Source organism: Kitasatospora sp. NPDC057940, assembly GCF_042887425.1.
In the GTDB taxonomy this organism is placed as follows: domain Bacteria; phylum Actinomycetota; class Actinomycetes; order Streptomycetales; family Streptomycetaceae; genus Kitasatospora.
This window is the reverse complement of sequence record NZ_JBHVPH010000005.1, coordinates 380522-395029: the sequence shown is the minus strand read 5'-3', so window position 1 is coordinate 395029 and position 14508 is coordinate 380522. Positions and strand designations below refer to the sequence as shown.

General features: G+C 76.0%; 13 protein-coding genes and 1 pseudogene. 8 read left to right on the top strand and 6 right to left on the bottom strand.

Going from position 1 to position 14508, the window contains the following annotated elements; genetic code table 11:
- Positions 1-233: 233 nt before the first annotated feature.
- Both ACFVTF_RS12015 and ACFVTF_RS12010 read left to right on the top strand, forming a co-directional pair.
- The gene (locus ACFVTF_RS12015) at positions 234-1757 is read left to right on the top strand and encodes an amidase (RefSeq protein WP_387812475.1); all 1524 of its coding nucleotides are present in this window, start codon (positions 234-236) and stop codon (positions 1755-1757) included.
- Complete coding sequence (locus ACFVTF_RS12010; RefSeq protein ID WP_387812472.1) at positions 1754-3022, top strand: MFS transporter; 1269 nt, start codon at positions 1754-1756, stop codon at positions 3020-3022. Before ACFVTF_RS12015 ends, ACFVTF_RS12010 begins: the two co-directional genes overlap by 4 nt.
- 116 nt (positions 3023-3138) lie before the next feature.
- Here the strand turns inward: ACFVTF_RS12010 and ACFVTF_RS12005 are convergent, their stop codons facing one another.
- From ACFVTF_RS12005 to ACFVTF_RS11995, 3 genes and pseudogenes are all read right to left on the bottom strand, one after another.
- Positions 3139-3795, bottom strand: a complete 657-nt coding sequence (locus ACFVTF_RS12005) for an SAM-dependent methyltransferase (protein WP_387812469.1) — start codon at positions 3793-3795, stop codon at positions 3139-3141.
- On the bottom strand, positions 3792-4319 hold the full coding sequence (locus tag ACFVTF_RS12000) for a DUF2064 domain-containing protein (RefSeq protein ID WP_387812564.1): 528 nt from the start codon (positions 4317-4319) through the stop codon (positions 3792-3794). The genes ACFVTF_RS12005 and ACFVTF_RS12000 overlap by 4 nt, the downstream gene beginning before the upstream one ends.
- 99 nt (positions 4320-4418) lie before the next feature.
- Positions 4419-5132 (bottom strand): annotated as a pseudogene (locus ACFVTF_RS11995) (glycosyltransferase family 2 protein); the annotation flags it as partial.
- A gap of 262 nt (positions 5133-5394) precedes the next feature.
- On the opposite strand from ACFVTF_RS11995, the gene ACFVTF_RS11990 reads away from it, so the two are divergent.
- Positions 5395-6207 (top strand): response regulator transcription factor, encoded by an 813-nt coding sequence (locus ACFVTF_RS11990; protein ID WP_387812561.1) that lies wholly within the window; start codon positions 5395-5397, stop codon positions 6205-6207.
- Positions 6204-7376 (top strand): sensor histidine kinase, encoded by a 1173-nt coding sequence (locus ACFVTF_RS11985; protein ID WP_387812466.1) that lies wholly within the window; start codon positions 6204-6206, stop codon positions 7374-7376. Before ACFVTF_RS11990 ends, ACFVTF_RS11985 begins: the two co-directional genes overlap by 4 nt.
- A gap of 34 nt (positions 7377-7410) precedes the next feature.
- Here the strand turns inward: ACFVTF_RS11985 and ACFVTF_RS11980 are convergent, their stop codons facing one another.
- Both ACFVTF_RS11980 and ACFVTF_RS11975 read right to left on the bottom strand, forming a co-directional pair.
- On the bottom strand, positions 7411-8952 hold the full coding sequence (locus ACFVTF_RS11980) for an AMP-binding protein (protein ID WP_387812463.1): 1542 nt from the start codon (positions 8950-8952) through the stop codon (positions 7411-7413).
- A gap of 39 nt (positions 8953-8991) precedes the next feature.
- Complete coding sequence (locus tag ACFVTF_RS11975; RefSeq protein ID WP_387812460.1) at positions 8992-10110, bottom strand: NAD-dependent epimerase/dehydratase family protein; 1119 nt, start codon at positions 10108-10110, stop codon at positions 8992-8994.
- 262 nt (positions 10111-10372) lie between these two features.
- Here ACFVTF_RS11975 and ACFVTF_RS11970 point away from each other — a divergent pair, with 262 nt between their 5' ends.
- The 4 genes from ACFVTF_RS11970 (at position 10373) to ACFVTF_RS11955 (ending at position 14043) form a co-directional block, all read left to right on the top strand.
- A complete protein-coding gene (locus ACFVTF_RS11970; RefSeq protein WP_387812457.1) occupies positions 10373-12007 on the top strand; it encodes a purple acid phosphatase family protein in 1635 nt (544 codons plus the stop codon).
- 354 nt (positions 12008-12361) lie between these two features.
- A complete protein-coding gene (locus tag ACFVTF_RS11965) occupies positions 12362-12829 on the top strand; it encodes a hypothetical protein (protein WP_387812454.1) in 468 nt (155 codons plus the stop codon).
- A 202-nt stretch (positions 12830-13031) separates the two neighbouring features.
- Positions 13032-13271, top strand: a complete 240-nt coding sequence (locus tag ACFVTF_RS11960; RefSeq protein WP_387812452.1) for a cupredoxin domain-containing protein — start codon at positions 13032-13034, stop codon at positions 13269-13271.
- A 142-nt stretch (positions 13272-13413) separates the two neighbouring features.
- Positions 13414-14043 (top strand): hypothetical protein, encoded by a 630-nt coding sequence (locus ACFVTF_RS11955; RefSeq protein ID WP_387812449.1) that lies wholly within the window; start codon positions 13414-13416, stop codon positions 14041-14043.
- 10 nt (positions 14044-14053) lie between these two features.
- On the opposite strand, the gene ACFVTF_RS11950 is transcribed toward ACFVTF_RS11955, so the two are convergent.
- Positions 14054-14506, bottom strand: a complete 453-nt coding sequence (locus ACFVTF_RS11950) for a hypothetical protein (protein WP_063346563.1) — start codon at positions 14504-14506, stop codon at positions 14054-14056.
- Positions 14507-14508 lie beyond the last annotated feature (2 nt).

Below are 14508 nucleotides of genomic sequence, written 5' to 3'. Positions count from 1 at the left end.
GGGCGACAGCCGCACGCGTGGTGCACGACCGGCATCCTGCAAGGCTCCTTGGACCCCGGCGCCAATCTTCCTCAGCCGCCCTGTCGATCGCGGGCGGCCCTCCGGCTCCGTGGGTGGCCCTTCGGCTCCGCGGGTGGCCGACAACCAGGTTAGGCATGCCTTGCTTTCGCTCTGACCAGCGCTCTAAGGTAACTCCTCAGAGGACCTGAGAACCTGAGGACTTGAGAGTGGCCGTGACAGAACTCCATGAACTGACCCTGGCCGAACAGGCCGCCGCGATCCGGGAACGGACCGTCTCCCCGGTCGACCTGGTCGACCACCACCTCCGCAGGATCGACCGGCTGAACGACGCGGTCGGCGCGTACCGCACCGTCGACCACCGGGGCGCGCGGCAGGCGGCCGCGGCCGCCGAGGCCCGGCTGGCCGCCGCCGAGGACACCTCGCAGCTGCCGCCGCTGCTCGGAGTGCCGATCTCGGTGAAGGACACCTGGCCGGTGGCCGGACTCCCGTTCACCGGGGGATCGGCCGTCTTCGCCGACCGGATCGCACCCGCCGACGCCGCCGTGGTCGGCGCCCTGCGGGCCGCCGGCACCGTCCTGCTCGGAACCACCCTGGCGGCCGAATTCGGCTGCTCCGCCTACACCGAGACGGCCCACGGCACCGCCCGCAGCCCCTACGACCTGAACCGGGGCGCCGGCGGCTCCAGCGGCGGGGCCGCCGCCTCGGTCGCGGCCCGCCTGGCCGCCGGCGCGCTGGGCAGCGACGGCGGCGGCTCGATCCGGATCCCCGCCGCCGCCTGCGGGCTCGTCGGCCTCAAGCCGAGCCGCGGCCGGGTCACCCCCGCGCCGGGCACCGACGCGCTCGGCCTGGCCACCGCCGGACCGCTGGCCAGGACGGTGTTCGACACCGCCCTGCTGCTGGACGTGATGGCGCACAGCACGCCCGGCGACAGCGGCACGCTGCCCGCCGGTCCCCCCGGAACCTTCCGGGCGAGCGCCGAGCGGGCGCCCGGACGGCTGCGGATCGGCGTCCTGCCCGAGACGGCCGGACAGGACGGGCCGAGCCGGCTCGGCTGCCGCCGCACGGCCGACCTGCTCGCCGAACTGGGCCACCAGGTGGACGAGGCCCCGCCGTTCGGCCCGGCGGAGTACCTGGCCGCCTTCACCGCGGTGTGGAGCGTCCTGGCCGCGTCCGTACCGGTACCGCCCGGGCGGGAGGGCGACCTGCTCGCGCTGACCGCCTGGCTGCGGTCCGAGGGGCGCGCCCGCAGCGCCCCCGATCTGCTCGCCGCACACGCCTCGCTCACCGCGACGGCCCGCGAACTCCTCTCCCGCTACGCGGAGTTCGACGTCATCCTGAGCCCGACCACCGACACGCTCGCACCGCCGGTCGGCTCGCTCGTCGACCAGGACGCCCCCGAACGGACCTTCGCCAGGATGCTCGACTTCACCCCGCGCACCCCGCTGGCCAACATCACCGGGCAGCCGTCGATCAGCCTCCCCCTGCACTGGACGCCCGACGGCCTGCCGGTCGGCATCATGCTGACCGGCAGGCCGCACCAGGAGGCCACCCTGCTCGCCCTCGGCGCCCAGCTGGAGCAGGCCCGGCCGTGGCTCCACCACACCCCGCAGCCGGTGCTCGACCGGGACTCCGCGCTCCGGGCCGCCGGGCACCGGGACGCCGCACGCCAGGTCACCGGGCACCGGGACACCGCGCACCGGGGCCTCGCGTTCCAGGCCGAGGGAGGAACCACGTGAAGCGCGGCCAGCTGGCCTTCCTGACCGGCACCCACGTCGTCAACGACCTCTACCAGGGCGCCGTCCCGGCCCTGCTGCCCTTCCTGATGTCCGAGCGGCACTACAGCTACACCGCCGTCTCGGGGATCGCGCTGGCCGCCACCGGCCTGTCCAGCGTGGTCCAGCCGCTCTTCGGCCTGCTCGTCGACCGCCGCCACCGCGGCTGGCTCGTCCCGGCCGGCTTCCTGACCGCCGCCGGGGGCCTCGGCTGCGCCGGGCTCGCCGACAGCTACCTGCTCACCTGGCTCTGCGTGGCCCTCGCCGGGATCGGCGTCGCCGCCTACCACCCGCCCGCCACCAACCAGGCCAGGGCGGCGGGCGGCCAGTCCCAGCAGGCGATGAGCCTGTTCTCCGTCGGCGGCACACTCGGCGCCTCGCTGGCGCCGGCCCTGGTGACGCTGGTGGTCGGCTCGCTCGGCCTGGCCGGCAGCTGGCTGCTCGCCGTCCCCGCGGTGGTGATGGGCGCGCTGTGGGCGGCCCAGGGCCCGTGGCTGCGCCGCCGGGGCCACACCCCGGCGCCGCCGCTGGTGACGGGCGGCGCGGCCGGGAGCGGGCAGCCCGACGACTGGCGGGCCTTCGGCCGGCTGGTGGTCGCCACGGTCTGCTGGTCGGTGCCGTACGTCACGGTGACCTCGATGCTCGCCCTGCACCTCCAGCGCGACCTGCACACCTCGACGGGCGCGGGGGCGGTGGCCCTCACCTCCCTCACCCTGGCCGGTGCGGCGGGCACCCTGCTCGGCGGGCGGCTGGGCGACCGGCACGGGAGGCTCCTCCCGATCCGGCTGGGCTACCTGCTGGCCGCCCCCGCCCTGGCCGGCGTGGCCTTCGCCCCCACCTTCGCGCTGGCCGAACTCGCCACCGTCGCTTTCGGGTTGGCGATGTTCCTGCCGTTCGCCGCCCAGGTGACGCTGGCCCAGGACTACCTGCCCAACCGGCCCGGCACCGCCAGCGGACTGACCCTGGGCCTGGCGATGTCGGTGGGCGGGCTGGCCGCTCCGCTGCTCGGCCGGATCGCCGACGCGTACGGGCTGCGCACCGTACTGGGATCGGTGCTCGGGGTGCTGCTGGTCGCCCTGGCCTGCGGACTGCGGCTGCGTGACCGGGTGCTGCCGACGGACGAGCCCGCCCCGCCGCCGGGCCCGGAGGCGGAGTCGGCGTCGGTGCCGAAGCCGGAGTCGGCGTCGGTGGGCACGGCGGCGGAACGGGCAGGTGGGCGGGCCCGCTGAGGGGTTGCGGCGCCCGTCCTGACGGCAGCGGGACCGGGGCACCGTCGTTGCCGAGGACCCGCCGACACGTCAGGACGGTGGGGGCGCGTCCGTCAAGGGCAACGGCCCTGTGCGCCTCAGTACTTGTGCAGGGCGAGGAAGCGGCGGCCGTGCGAGGTCCAGCGCTCCGCCTCGACCAGTCCGGCGGCGGCGCGGGCCCGCCTGAGGGCGGCGGCCGTGCCGAGCCGGGCCCAGGGGAAGGCCGGACCGAGCCGGCCGTCCGGGCCCTCGACCTGGACGGTGACCTGTTCGTCCACTTCCTCGGGCTCCACCTCGACCAGCAACAGCCCGTCCGGCGCGATGAGTTCGGCGCCCCGCTGGAGCAGGGCGTCCGGGTCGCCGCCGATGCCGAGGTTGCCGTCGGCGAGGAGCGCGGCGCCCCAGCGGCCCTCGGCGGGCAGCCGGTCGAAGACCGAGCGGCAGAGCGCCGGGCCGCCCAGTCCGACCGTGCGGGCGACGGCCGCCCTGGTCACGTCGACCCCGAGGGCCGGGACGCCGAGCGCGAGCAGCGCGGCGACCAGCCGCCCGGGCCCGCAGCCGAGGTCGAGGACGGGCGCGGCCCGGCGGGCGCAGCGCCGGAGCAGGCTGTGGTCGGCGCCGGCCGCCGGGGCGCACCAGCGTTCGATGTCCAGCCGCAGGCGGTGGCCGTCCTCCCGGCGCAGCCAGAGCGGGCCGCGCCCGGTGCGGACGGCTTCGGCGAACGGGTCGTCCACCCAGGCGGCGGCGGTCGTCAACTCGCCACCTCCGGCTCCAGGTCGACCGCCCCCAGCTGGGCGGCGAAACGGCTGTCCGGGGCCTCGGCGGCGACGCGGCGGGCGTCCTCGGCGGTGTCCACGTCGGTGAGCGACGGGAGGTGATGGATCGTCAAGTCCGCTTCGGCTAGGCGTTCCAGGAGTGCCGCGCCGGTCCGCGGGGTGGACATCGGCACGCCGTGCAGCAGGCGCGCGGCCAGTTCGGCGGTCGGCCGGGCCAGGCCCAGCGCCCAGAAGCCGCCGTCCGCCGCCGGGCCGTACCAGGCGTCCGTGCCCGCCCGCCGCGCGGCCGACAGCGGCTCGGCCAGCGCGGCGGCGCTCAGCTGCGGGGTGTCCATCCCGACCAGCAGCGCCGGGGCGTGCGGGGCCACCCGGGCCGCGTGCGCGAAGGCGGCGGCCAGCCGTTCGTCCAGCCCGCCGCCGGTCTGTGCGACGACCTCCCAGCCGGGCGGCAGCCAGTCGCCCGGTTCGCCGTCCAGGACGAGCACGCGCCGCCCGGCCGGCATCGTGCCCAGGGTGTGCAGGGTGTCGACGAGGGCGGCCGCGGCCAGGGCGGCGGCCTGTTCGGGGGTGAACGGCGGGGTGAGCCGGGTCTTCACCCGGCCGGGGGCGGGCGACTTGGCGATCACCAGCAGGGTCGGCGGCGGCGCGGCCAGCACGGCCCGCATGTCGTGGACGGCCTGGCGGGTGCCGCGCAGGGTGCCGGTGACCTTGGAGCGGCCCGCGCGCGGCAGGTACTCGACGGGGGTCTCGGTGATCCGCAGCCCGGCGGCCGAGGCGGCGAGCACCATCTCCAGCGGGTAGCCGGACCGGCGGTCGCCGAGCCCCAGGGCCAGCAGCTGTTCCCGGCGGGCGGCCCGCATCGGGCCGAGGTCGTGCAGCGGCGCGCCGGTGCGGGCGCGCAGCCGTCGGGCCAGGACGGTGTTGGCCAGCCGGGCGTGCAGCGGCCACGCTCCGGCCGTGGCCGGGCGGCGGCGGCCCAGCACCAGGTCGGCGGTGCCGGCCAGCACCGGGCCGGTGACCAGGGGGAGCTGGGCGGGGTCGAGGGAGCCGTCGCAGTCCAGGAAGCAGACCAGGTCGGCGGTGGCGGCGCGCAGCCCGGCGTGGCAGGCGGCGCCGAACCCGCGCCGGGGCTCCTCGACCACCGTCGCGCCGAGCGAGCGGGCGAGGTCGGCGGAGCCGTCCCGGGAGCCGTTGTCGACGACGACGGCCCGCCAGCCGTCCGGGATCCGCCCCAGCACCCAGGGCAGCGCGGCGGCCTCGTCGAGGCAGGGCAGCACGACGTCGACGGGGGAGACGGGGGAGGTGGGTGAGGTCACCCGGCCACGCTAAGTGCGGGACGGCGGGGTGCGGTGGCGGCGCAGCCTTACGGAAGTCGGACGCCCCGGCGGCTGACCCGTCCGGCGGATCGGGCCGGGCCGCATCCGGCCGTGCTGGTCCGGCCGTGCTGGTCCGGTTGGGCTGGTCCGGGTCGGGCGAGCTGCGGGCGGCGGATCTTACGGAACGCGAACGCGGGCCCGCTTCCGCCCGCGTCCGCCGCCGGGGCCTCCTATCCTCGGCGAGGTGAACGACACCTCGCACATCCTGGTGATCGACGACGACCCGACCGTGGCCGAGGTCGTCGCCGGCTACCTCACCCGCGCCGGGCACCACGTGGACCGGGCCGCCGACGGTGCGCTGGGCCTGGACCTCGCCGAGCGCACCCGCCCCGACCTGCTGGTGCTGGACCTCATGCTGCCCGGCCTCGACGGGCTGGAGGTGCTGCGCCGGCTGCGGGCCTCCGCCGGGGGCGCCGCGCTGCCGGTGGTGCTGCTCACCGCCAAGGGCGACGAGGCGGACCGCATCCTCGGCCTGGAGCTGGGCGCGGACGACTACGTCACCAAGCCGTTCAGCCCGCGCGAACTGGTGCTGCGGGTGCAGTCGGTGCTGCGCCGCGCCCGGGCGGGGAACGGGGCCGCCGACGGGGCGGCCAACGGGACGGGCGACGGGCCGGTCGGCGGGGTGCTGCGCTCGGGGGACGTCACGCTCGACCCGAAGGCCCGCCGCGCCCACCGGGGTGCGCGGGAACTCGCCCTCACCCTGCGGGAGTTCGACCTGCTGGCGTTCCTGCTCCGGCACCCCGGCACGGTGTTCTCCCGGCAGAGCCTGATGCGGCGGGTGTGGGGCTGGGACTTCGGCGACCTCTCCACCGTCACCGTCCACGTCCGGCGGCTGCGCGAGAAGATCGAGGACGACCCGGCCGCGCCCGCCCTGATCAGCACCGTCTGGGGTGTCGGCTACCGCTACGACCCGGCGCCCCACGACCCGGAGTCCCGCGACCCGGCGCCCCACGATCCGGAGTCCCATGGCCCGGAGTCCCGCGACCGGGACCGCCCGCAGGGCGGTGCGGCGTGAAGGACCTGCTGCTGATCGCCCTGTTCGCCGCCCTCGGCGCGGGCGGGGCCGGCCTGCTCGGCTGGGCGGCGATCCGGCTGCTGCGCCGCCGCTCCGTCGCCCTGTCCCTGTTCTGCGTGGCGGTCGTGACCGTCCTCGCGGTGACGTCCGGGACATTCGCGGTGGCGCAGGCGATGTTCCTGTCCACCCACGACCTCGGCGTGGTCATCACGGTGCTCGGCATGGCCGCCGTCGTCTCGCTGCTCACCGCCGCGCTGCTCGGCCGTCAGGTGGTGGCCGGCAGCCGGGCGCTGACCGAGGCCGTCCGGACGGTCGGCAGCGACGCCGGGTTCACCGCGCCCGCGCACCCGCTCGGCGCGGAGCTCGCCGCGCTGAGCGAGGAGTTGGCAGCCACCAGCGCCAGGCTCGCGGAGTCCCGGGCACGGGAGCAGGCCCTGGAGCACTCCCGCCGGGAGCTGGTCGCGTGGATCTCGCACGACCTGCGCACCCCGCTGGCCGGCCTGCGGGCGATGGCCGAGGCGCTGGAGGACGGCGTCGCCGAGGACCCCGACCGCTACCTGGTGCGGATCGGCACCGAGGTCGAACGGCTCACCGGCATGGTGGACGACCTGTTCGAGCTCTCCCGGATCCAGGCGGGCGCGCTCGCCCTCTCGCTCACCCGGGTCTCGGTGTACGACCTGGTGGACGACGCGCTCGCCGGGGCGTACCCGCTGGCCCGGCGGCGCGGCGTCCGGCTGGAGGGGCGGCAGGTGGCCGACGAGCCGGCGGCGGCCGAGCCGGTCGAGGTGGACAGCGGGGAGATCACCCGGGTGCTCGGCAACCTGCTGGTCAACGCGATCCGCTCGACCCCCGCGGACGGCGTGGTGGCCGTCGCCGCCCGCCGGGAGGCCGACGAGGTGGTGCTGTCGGTGACCGACGGCTGCGGTGGCATCCCGGAACAGGACCTGCCCCGGGTGTTCGAGACGGGCTGGCGCGGCGGCTCCGCCCGCACGCCCCGCCGCGACGACGACCGGGCCGCCGGCGAGCCCGGCGAGAGCGGTGCCGGGCTCGGGCTCGCCATCGTGCGCGGCATCGTCGAGGCGCACGCCGGGCGCGCGGAGGTGCGCAACGTCGCCGGGGGCTGCTGCTTCGAGATCGCCCTGCCCGCGCCGCGCGCCCGGAGGGACTGACGGAACACGTCCTCGGACGCGCGGCCTGCTCGGCCTACTCGGCCACGGCCTCGCGCAGCCGCTTCTTGTCCGGCTTGCCGACCGACGTCAGCGGGATCTCGTCCACGAGGTGCAGAGCCTCCGGCGCGTAGATCCGCCCCTTGCGGGCCGTGACGAACGCCTGGAGGTCCGCCAGCTCGGGCCGCTGCCCCGGAGCGGGGACGACGGCGACGTGGACGTGCTCCGCCTCCTGCGCGTCGCGCACGCCGAAGACCGCGCAGCGGGCGATCGCCGGGTGGGTGAGCAGCAGGTCCTCCACCTCGGACGGGTAGACGTGGCCGCCGACCACGATGATCAGGTCCTTGACCCGGTCGGCCAGGTAGAGGTTGCCGTCCGCGTCGAAGTAGCCGACGTCGCCGGTGTTCAGCCAGCCGTCGCGCAGCACCTTGGCGGTCAGGTCGGGCAGCTTCCAGTACCCGGCCATGAGACCGGCCGATCGGACGTGGACCTCGCCCTGCTCTCCGGTCGGCAGCGCGGTGCCGTCCTCGGCGCGGACCTCCACCTCGACGCCGGGGATGGGCCGGCCGACCGAGACCTGGCCGCCCTGCGCGATCCGGTCGTGCCCCTCCGGGGTGAGGAAGGAGATCAGCTGCGCCTCGGACATCCCGTAGACGCCCACCAGGACGGGCCCGAACACCTTGAGCGCCTCGCGGATCCGGGTCGGCGAGGCGGCGCAGCCCCCGTACGTGATCTGCCGCAGGCTGGACAGGTCGGTGCGGCCGATCGCCGGGTGGTCGAGCAGCTGGTAGAGCAGCGGCGGCAGCACCCAGAGGCCGGTGATGCGCTCGCGCTCGATGGTGGCCAGGACCTCGCCGGGGTCGAAGGTGCGCTGGAGGACCACCGTGCCGCCGTGGTGGAGCGTCAGGTCGGAGAAGATCCCGGCGAGGTGGGCGAGCGAGGTGGCGGCGAGGAAGCGGGGCGCCTCGTCGGCCGTGCCGGCGGAGCCGAACGAGGTGTCGAAGACGCCGCGGTAGGGGCCGTGCAGGCTGAGGATGCCCTTCGGGACCCCGGTGGTGCCGCCGGTGTGGCGGATGCCGAGGTCGTCGTCCGGGCCGATCCGGACGGCGGGCGGCTCGGCGGGGCGGTGCGCGGCGGCGGCGATCACGTCCTCGCCGATCGCGTCCGGTCCGGGGCCGAGGCGGAGGACCGTCGGCACGTCGATCAGGGGCAGCAACTCGGCGGCCTCCGCGTACCGTTCGGCGTCCACGAGGAGGACGGCGGTGTCGACGCTCGCCGTGATCTCGGCCAGGACGGGGGTGCTCATGCCGTCGTAGAGGTTCACCACCCGCGCCCCCGCGAGGCCTGCCGCGTAACGGGCGCTCAACGCCTCGGCGGTGTTGCCGGTGAGCAGGGTGACGGTGTCCCCGCGGGTGACGCCCCGGGCGATGAGCTCGTGGGCGAGGCGGTAGGTGGCGGTGGCGAAGTCGCCGGCGGTGATCCCGACGCCGTCGGGGGTGACGATGGCCCGCCGTTCCGGGTCGGCGGAGAGGGACCGGAGGATCAGGGCGGGTGCGCTGACGAATTCCTGGTCGTTCATGGCCACTTCTTCCTTGTAGTTTGCAACCATGTTGTAAGGCTAACCCCATCCTCCGCTCTTCACCGGTGAGTTCCGGCCGATATCTGACGGGCCGTCAGGTGTGGCGCCGGGCCGCGGTGCCGCCGCGAACTCGGCCATCCCGGCGGGGAACGGCACCTGTGGGCGCCAGCCGAGTTCGGCGCGCAGCCGGGAGGAGTCGGCGGTGATGTGCCGGACGTCGCCGAGGCGGTACTCGCCGGTCACCAGCGGCGCCGGACCGCCGTACGCCGCCGCCAGCGCCCCGGCCATCTCGCCGATCGTGCGGACCTCGCCGCTGCCCACGTTGTAGGCGCGGGAACTGCCCGGCGCGCGGGCGGCAAGGGCCTCCAGCGCGGCGAGGTTGGCCGCGGCGACGTCCTCGACGTGGACGAAGTCCCGGCGCTGGCCGCCGTCCTCGAACACCCGGGGGGCCTCGCCCCGGGCCAGCGCCGAGCGGAACAGCGAGGCGACCCCCGCGTACGGGGTGTCGCGCGGCATGTCCGGGCCGTACACGTTGTGGTAGCGGAGCGTCAGGACGGCGCCCTGGCAGGCCCGGGCCCACACGGAGGCCAGGTGCTCCTGGGCGAGCTTGGTGGCCGCGTACACGCTGCGCGGGTCGGCCGGGGCGTCCTCGGCGACCAGGCCGGGGCTCAGGGCGCGGCCGCAGGCCGGGCAGGGCGGCTCGAAGCGACCGGCCTCCAGGTCGGCCGGGCGGCGCGGGCCCGGGGCGACGTCGCCGTGCGTGGGGCAGCGGTAGCGGCCCTCCCCGTACACCACCATCGAGCCGGCCAGGACGAGGCGGCGGACACCGGTGCGGGCCATCGCGGCGAGCAGGACGGCCGTGCCGAGGTCGTTGCAGCCCGCGTAGGCGGGGGCGTCGTCGAGGTCCAGCCCGAGGCCGACCATCGCCGCCTGGTGGCAGACCGCGTCCACCCCGGCCAGCGCCCGCTGGACGGCGGCGGCGTCCCGGACGTCCCCCTGCTCGAAGGCCACGCCGCCGGGCAGTTCGGGGGCCCGCCCCGAGCGGTGGACGGCGGGCAGCAGCGCGTCCAGCACCCGTACCCCGTGCCCGGCCGCGACCAGTGCGCGGACCACGGCCGACCCGATGAACCCGGCTCCGCCGGTGACCAGAATCTCCATGCCGCCGACGCTAGCCGCGCGGTGCGGCGGATCGGGCGCGGACGGACCGGCCGTCAGGGATCGGTAATCCTCCCGGCGTAACCGGCGTAACCGGCGTAACCGGCGTAACCGGCTTGACGGGCCTGACCGGTGTCGTGGTCGATCGCCGTCCGGTCCGATCCGGCGTTCAACTGGCGTTCGCCGGAAGAACCTTCGCCGGTGGCCCGGGCGCCCGGTTCGGCTGGGACTCTCCTGGGCGTTTCCCGGAGCCTTGGAGGCGGCAGTGTCACATCCCTCGCGCAGAACGGTCCTTCGGACGGGTACCGCGGCAGGCGCGCTGGCCGCGCTGCCCGCGTCCACCCTCCTCTGGACGCAGCCGGCCCTGGCGGGCACCCCCGGACCGGAGCAGATTCACCTCCAGTGGGGCAACGAGCCGTCCCGTGAGATGACCGTCTCCTGGGCGACGGCCGCCAGTGTGCGCCGCCCCCGGGTCCGGATCGGTACCCCGCGCGGCGGCGCCGGCCACACCGTGGACGCCGAGACCCGCACCTACGTCGACGGGCTCAACAAGGTCGAGACGTACACCCACCACGTCCGCCTGGACGGCCTGCGGCCCGACACCACGTACGTCTACGAGGTGCTGCACGACGGCTCCGGCCCGGTGCGCGGCACCTTCCGCACCGCGCCCGCGCGCGGCCGGGCCGCGTTCCGCTTCACCAGCTTCGGCGATCTCGGCACCGGCGACAACGTGTTCAGCAAGTCCTCGATCCACGGCGCCGCCGCCGTCCGCCAGGTCGAGCAGTTCACGCCGCTGTTCCACCTGCTCAACGGCGACCTCGCGTACGCCAACAACAACCCGCAGCGCCAGCCGCAGTGCTGGAACGCGTTCATGAACAACCTCGCCAAGTCGGCGGCCAGCCGGCCCTGGATGCCCGCGCCCGGCAACCACGAGGTCGAGGCCGGCGGCGGGGACCTCGGCTACGCCTCCTACCTGACCCGCTTCGAGCTGCCCGACAACGGCACCCGCGACTACTGCGGCAACTGGTACAGCTTCCAGGTCGGTTCGGTGCTGTTCGTGAGCCTCGACGGCAACGAGATCGCCGTCGAGGACGACGCCAGCCTCGACCCGGCCACCGGCCGGTCCATCTACATCAGCGACTACAGCGAGGGCGCCCAACTCCGCTGGCTGGAGCGCACCCTGGCGCGCGCCCGGCGCGGCCGCGCGGTGGACTGGGTCGTCGTCAACCTGCACCAGTTCGCGATGTCCTCGTCGGCCGCCAGCCACGGCGGTGACATGGGCATCCGCGAGAAGCTGCTGCCGCTGCTCGACCGCTACGGCGTCGACCTCGTCCTGGCCGGGCACGACCACGACTACGAGCGGACCCACCCCGTCCGCGGCACCGAGCCGGGCGGCCTGCTCACCCCGGCCGTCGCCGACGACGACCTGCGCCGGATCGACACCTCGCAGGGCACCGTCCACCTGATCCTCGGCGGCGGCGGCACCGCCGGCCACGACGACGTCTACCTGCCCGCCGACGCGGACGGCGTCCGCCAGGCCTCCGTGCGCACCCAGCGGCTCACCTTCAAGGCCGACCCGGACGCCAAGGAGAAGGCCCACTGGTCCGCGGTCACCGACCCGGACACCGCCTTCCCGTACGGCGTCGCGGTCTTCGACGTCGACCCCGGGGCGCTGCCGGGCGGCCGCACCACCATCACCGTCAGCTACTACCACTCCCCGTCCGCCACCGCGGCCGACCCGTTCCCGACGCCGGTGCTCTTCGACCGCTTCACCCTGTACCGCGACCGCAGCGACGGCTGGGGCGACCGGGACCGCAGCGGCGACCGGAACGACGACCGCAACGGCGACCAGGGCGAGGACGAGAACACCGGCTCCGAGGTCGGCGCCGGGCGCCGGTAACGCCTCGCGTCCTTGAGGGGCCCGTCGCGCGCACCGCGCGGCGGGCCCCTCGTCCGTTCGGGCGGCTCCGGGGAGGGCGGCCGAAAGGGCGCTGGTCCATGCGGGGCGGCTGGTGACGGAGGGTCGCCGCGGCGGGTCGGTCCGATGGTGACGGTCGGTCGGGCGGCGGGTTGGGCCGTTGGTGATGCCAGGTCACCGCCGTTCCGGGCCGTTGGTGACGGCGGGCCGCCGCCGTGGCTGGGCTGTCCGTGCGACGGGCGCCCGCCTCGGCGCGCGGGCCACTGGCGGGGCGGTTAGCGTCGGCCGCAACACGGTTTCAGTTATGGGAGGTTGGCAGTGCAGCGGTGGATCATTGTGACGGCTCTCAGCACGGCCCTCGGCGGGCTCACGGCGCCCGCCCTGGCCGCCGACCCGGCGCCGGCCGCGGCTTCGGTGGCCGCCCCGGCCCGGGTGCGGGACGGGGACTCGGCCCCCACGGGCGTCACTCTCGGTGAGGCCAGGATCGACCCGAAGGTCCCCGGCCGGGTCCGGGTCGACGTCGAGTACGTCTGCGGGGTCGCGGAGGAGGCCCGGTCGCTCACCGTCTCGGTCGAGCAGCGGGATCCGGAGGACACCTCCTCGATGGCCTTCGGCTCCAGCCGGACGGCCGAGGCGGACGTGATCTGCGACGGGACGGCGCGGCAGCGGCAGCTCGTCGTCCAGTCCAAGACGGTCAACTGGATCCCGGGCGCGGACGCCGTGCTGATCGCCACGGTCTCCGACCTCGGCGCCACCCCGCCCGCGTCCTCCGACGCCCGGCGGGTCCCGCTCTTCAGCTCCTGATGCGGTCGCGGGCCCGGGCCGTGGCCGCCGTGCTCCTCGGCGCCGCCCTCGCCGCCTGCTCCGTCCGCGTGGGCGGCCCGGACTCGGGACCGGACTCAGGCCCGGAGTCGGGCCCGACCGCGGGCCCGACCGGGTCCGTTTCGGCGGCTCCGGCCGCCCCGGCCGCCTCGCCGTCCTCGGCCACCGCTCCCGCCCCGGGGCGGTGGCCATCAGGGACTTCGCGTTCGAGCCGGCCGACTTCACCGTCCGCCCGGGCGCCGTCGTCACGGTCCGCAACGCCGACACCGTCGACCACACCCTGACCGCCCAGGACGGCGGTTTCGACACCGGCACCATCGCCCCGGGCGCGTCCGCGACCTTCACCGCGCCCGCCCGGCCGGGCGCCTCGTCGTACCTGTGCACCCTGCACCACTTCATGCGGGGGATCCTGACGGTGTCCTGAGCCGACCGGTCCGTCGGCCGCGCGGGTGCCGGGTGCCGGCCGCTCCTGAATCGCAAGCCCACAGGTGAACGGGGCTGCTGCTATCCGCCGCCATGTTCTACAGTTCTGTAGAACTAGGAGAAACAGCGAACGGGGGCACGGCATGGACAGGCCGCTTCGACTGCCGCAGCAGGATCGGGCCGACTTCGAGACGGAACTGGGGAGGGCGCTGGCCGGGTCGCAGGTGCGGGCGGCCCTGCGGGCGGTGGGGGACGAGGGGCCGGGGGTGGAGCGGTTGCGGCGGTGCGCCCGGGAGAACGCGGAGTTCGTGCTGGCGGCGGCGGCGCCCGAGTACGAGCGGTACGCGGCGCTGCGGGCGGACCAGGACGCGGTGGCGCGACTGCCGGTGGACGAGCCGGGGCGCCAGCGGGTGTCCGGGTGGTGGGGGGTGCTGGGGGTGATCGTGCCGATCATCGCCGGGGTGGCGGCCGCGATCTTCCTGCTGCTCGGGTACGCGCTGGGGCTGGCGGACGACGCCGCGGTGCTGGGGCACGCGCTGGTCGGTGCCGGGTGGGTGGCGGCCGGGGTGGCCGCGGTGAGTCTGCTGGTGGGCGGGCTGGGGCTGTTGGGCGCGGCCTCGCGGGCGAGGGCGGCGGACTCCGGTGGGGAGGCCGGCGTCCTGGGGGAGCTGGGGCTGGCGCGGGACGCCTGGCGGTCGGCTCTGGCGGAGCGCGGCCTGGTGCCGTTCCTGCTGGCGCAGGCCGGCGCGGGGGCACCCGGCCGGCGCCGCTGACGCCGTCGGCTCAGTCGTGGCGGGTGCGGGCGGCGTCGACGAGGAGATGGGCGGCGTCGAGCGGGATGCCGAGTCGGCGGGCGATCCACGGGGCCGGCCGGCCGGCCCGGGCGAGCATCCAGGCGGAGTACAACTGGCCCAGCTGCGGGGCCTGGTGGGCGAGGAGGAGCGGGCGCACGGCGTCCATCGGGAAGTCTTCGAGGGCGCGGGCGCTGTACTCGCGGCCGTTGGGGCCGGGCGGGGGTAAGGGGAGCGGGCGGCGGGTGTCGAGCCAGCGTCCGAGCAGCACCGCTCCGACCGCCAGGAGGCCGGAGCCGGAGGCGCCGATCAGGATGGCGTTGATGACCGGGCGGTCCTCCTCCTCGGCCAGGCCGAGGGCGAGTTCCTCGGCGACGAGGAGGGCGAGGACGGTGAGCAGTACCGCGGCCTCGGCGGGGCGCGGGTAGGGCCGGGACGTCGTCATGG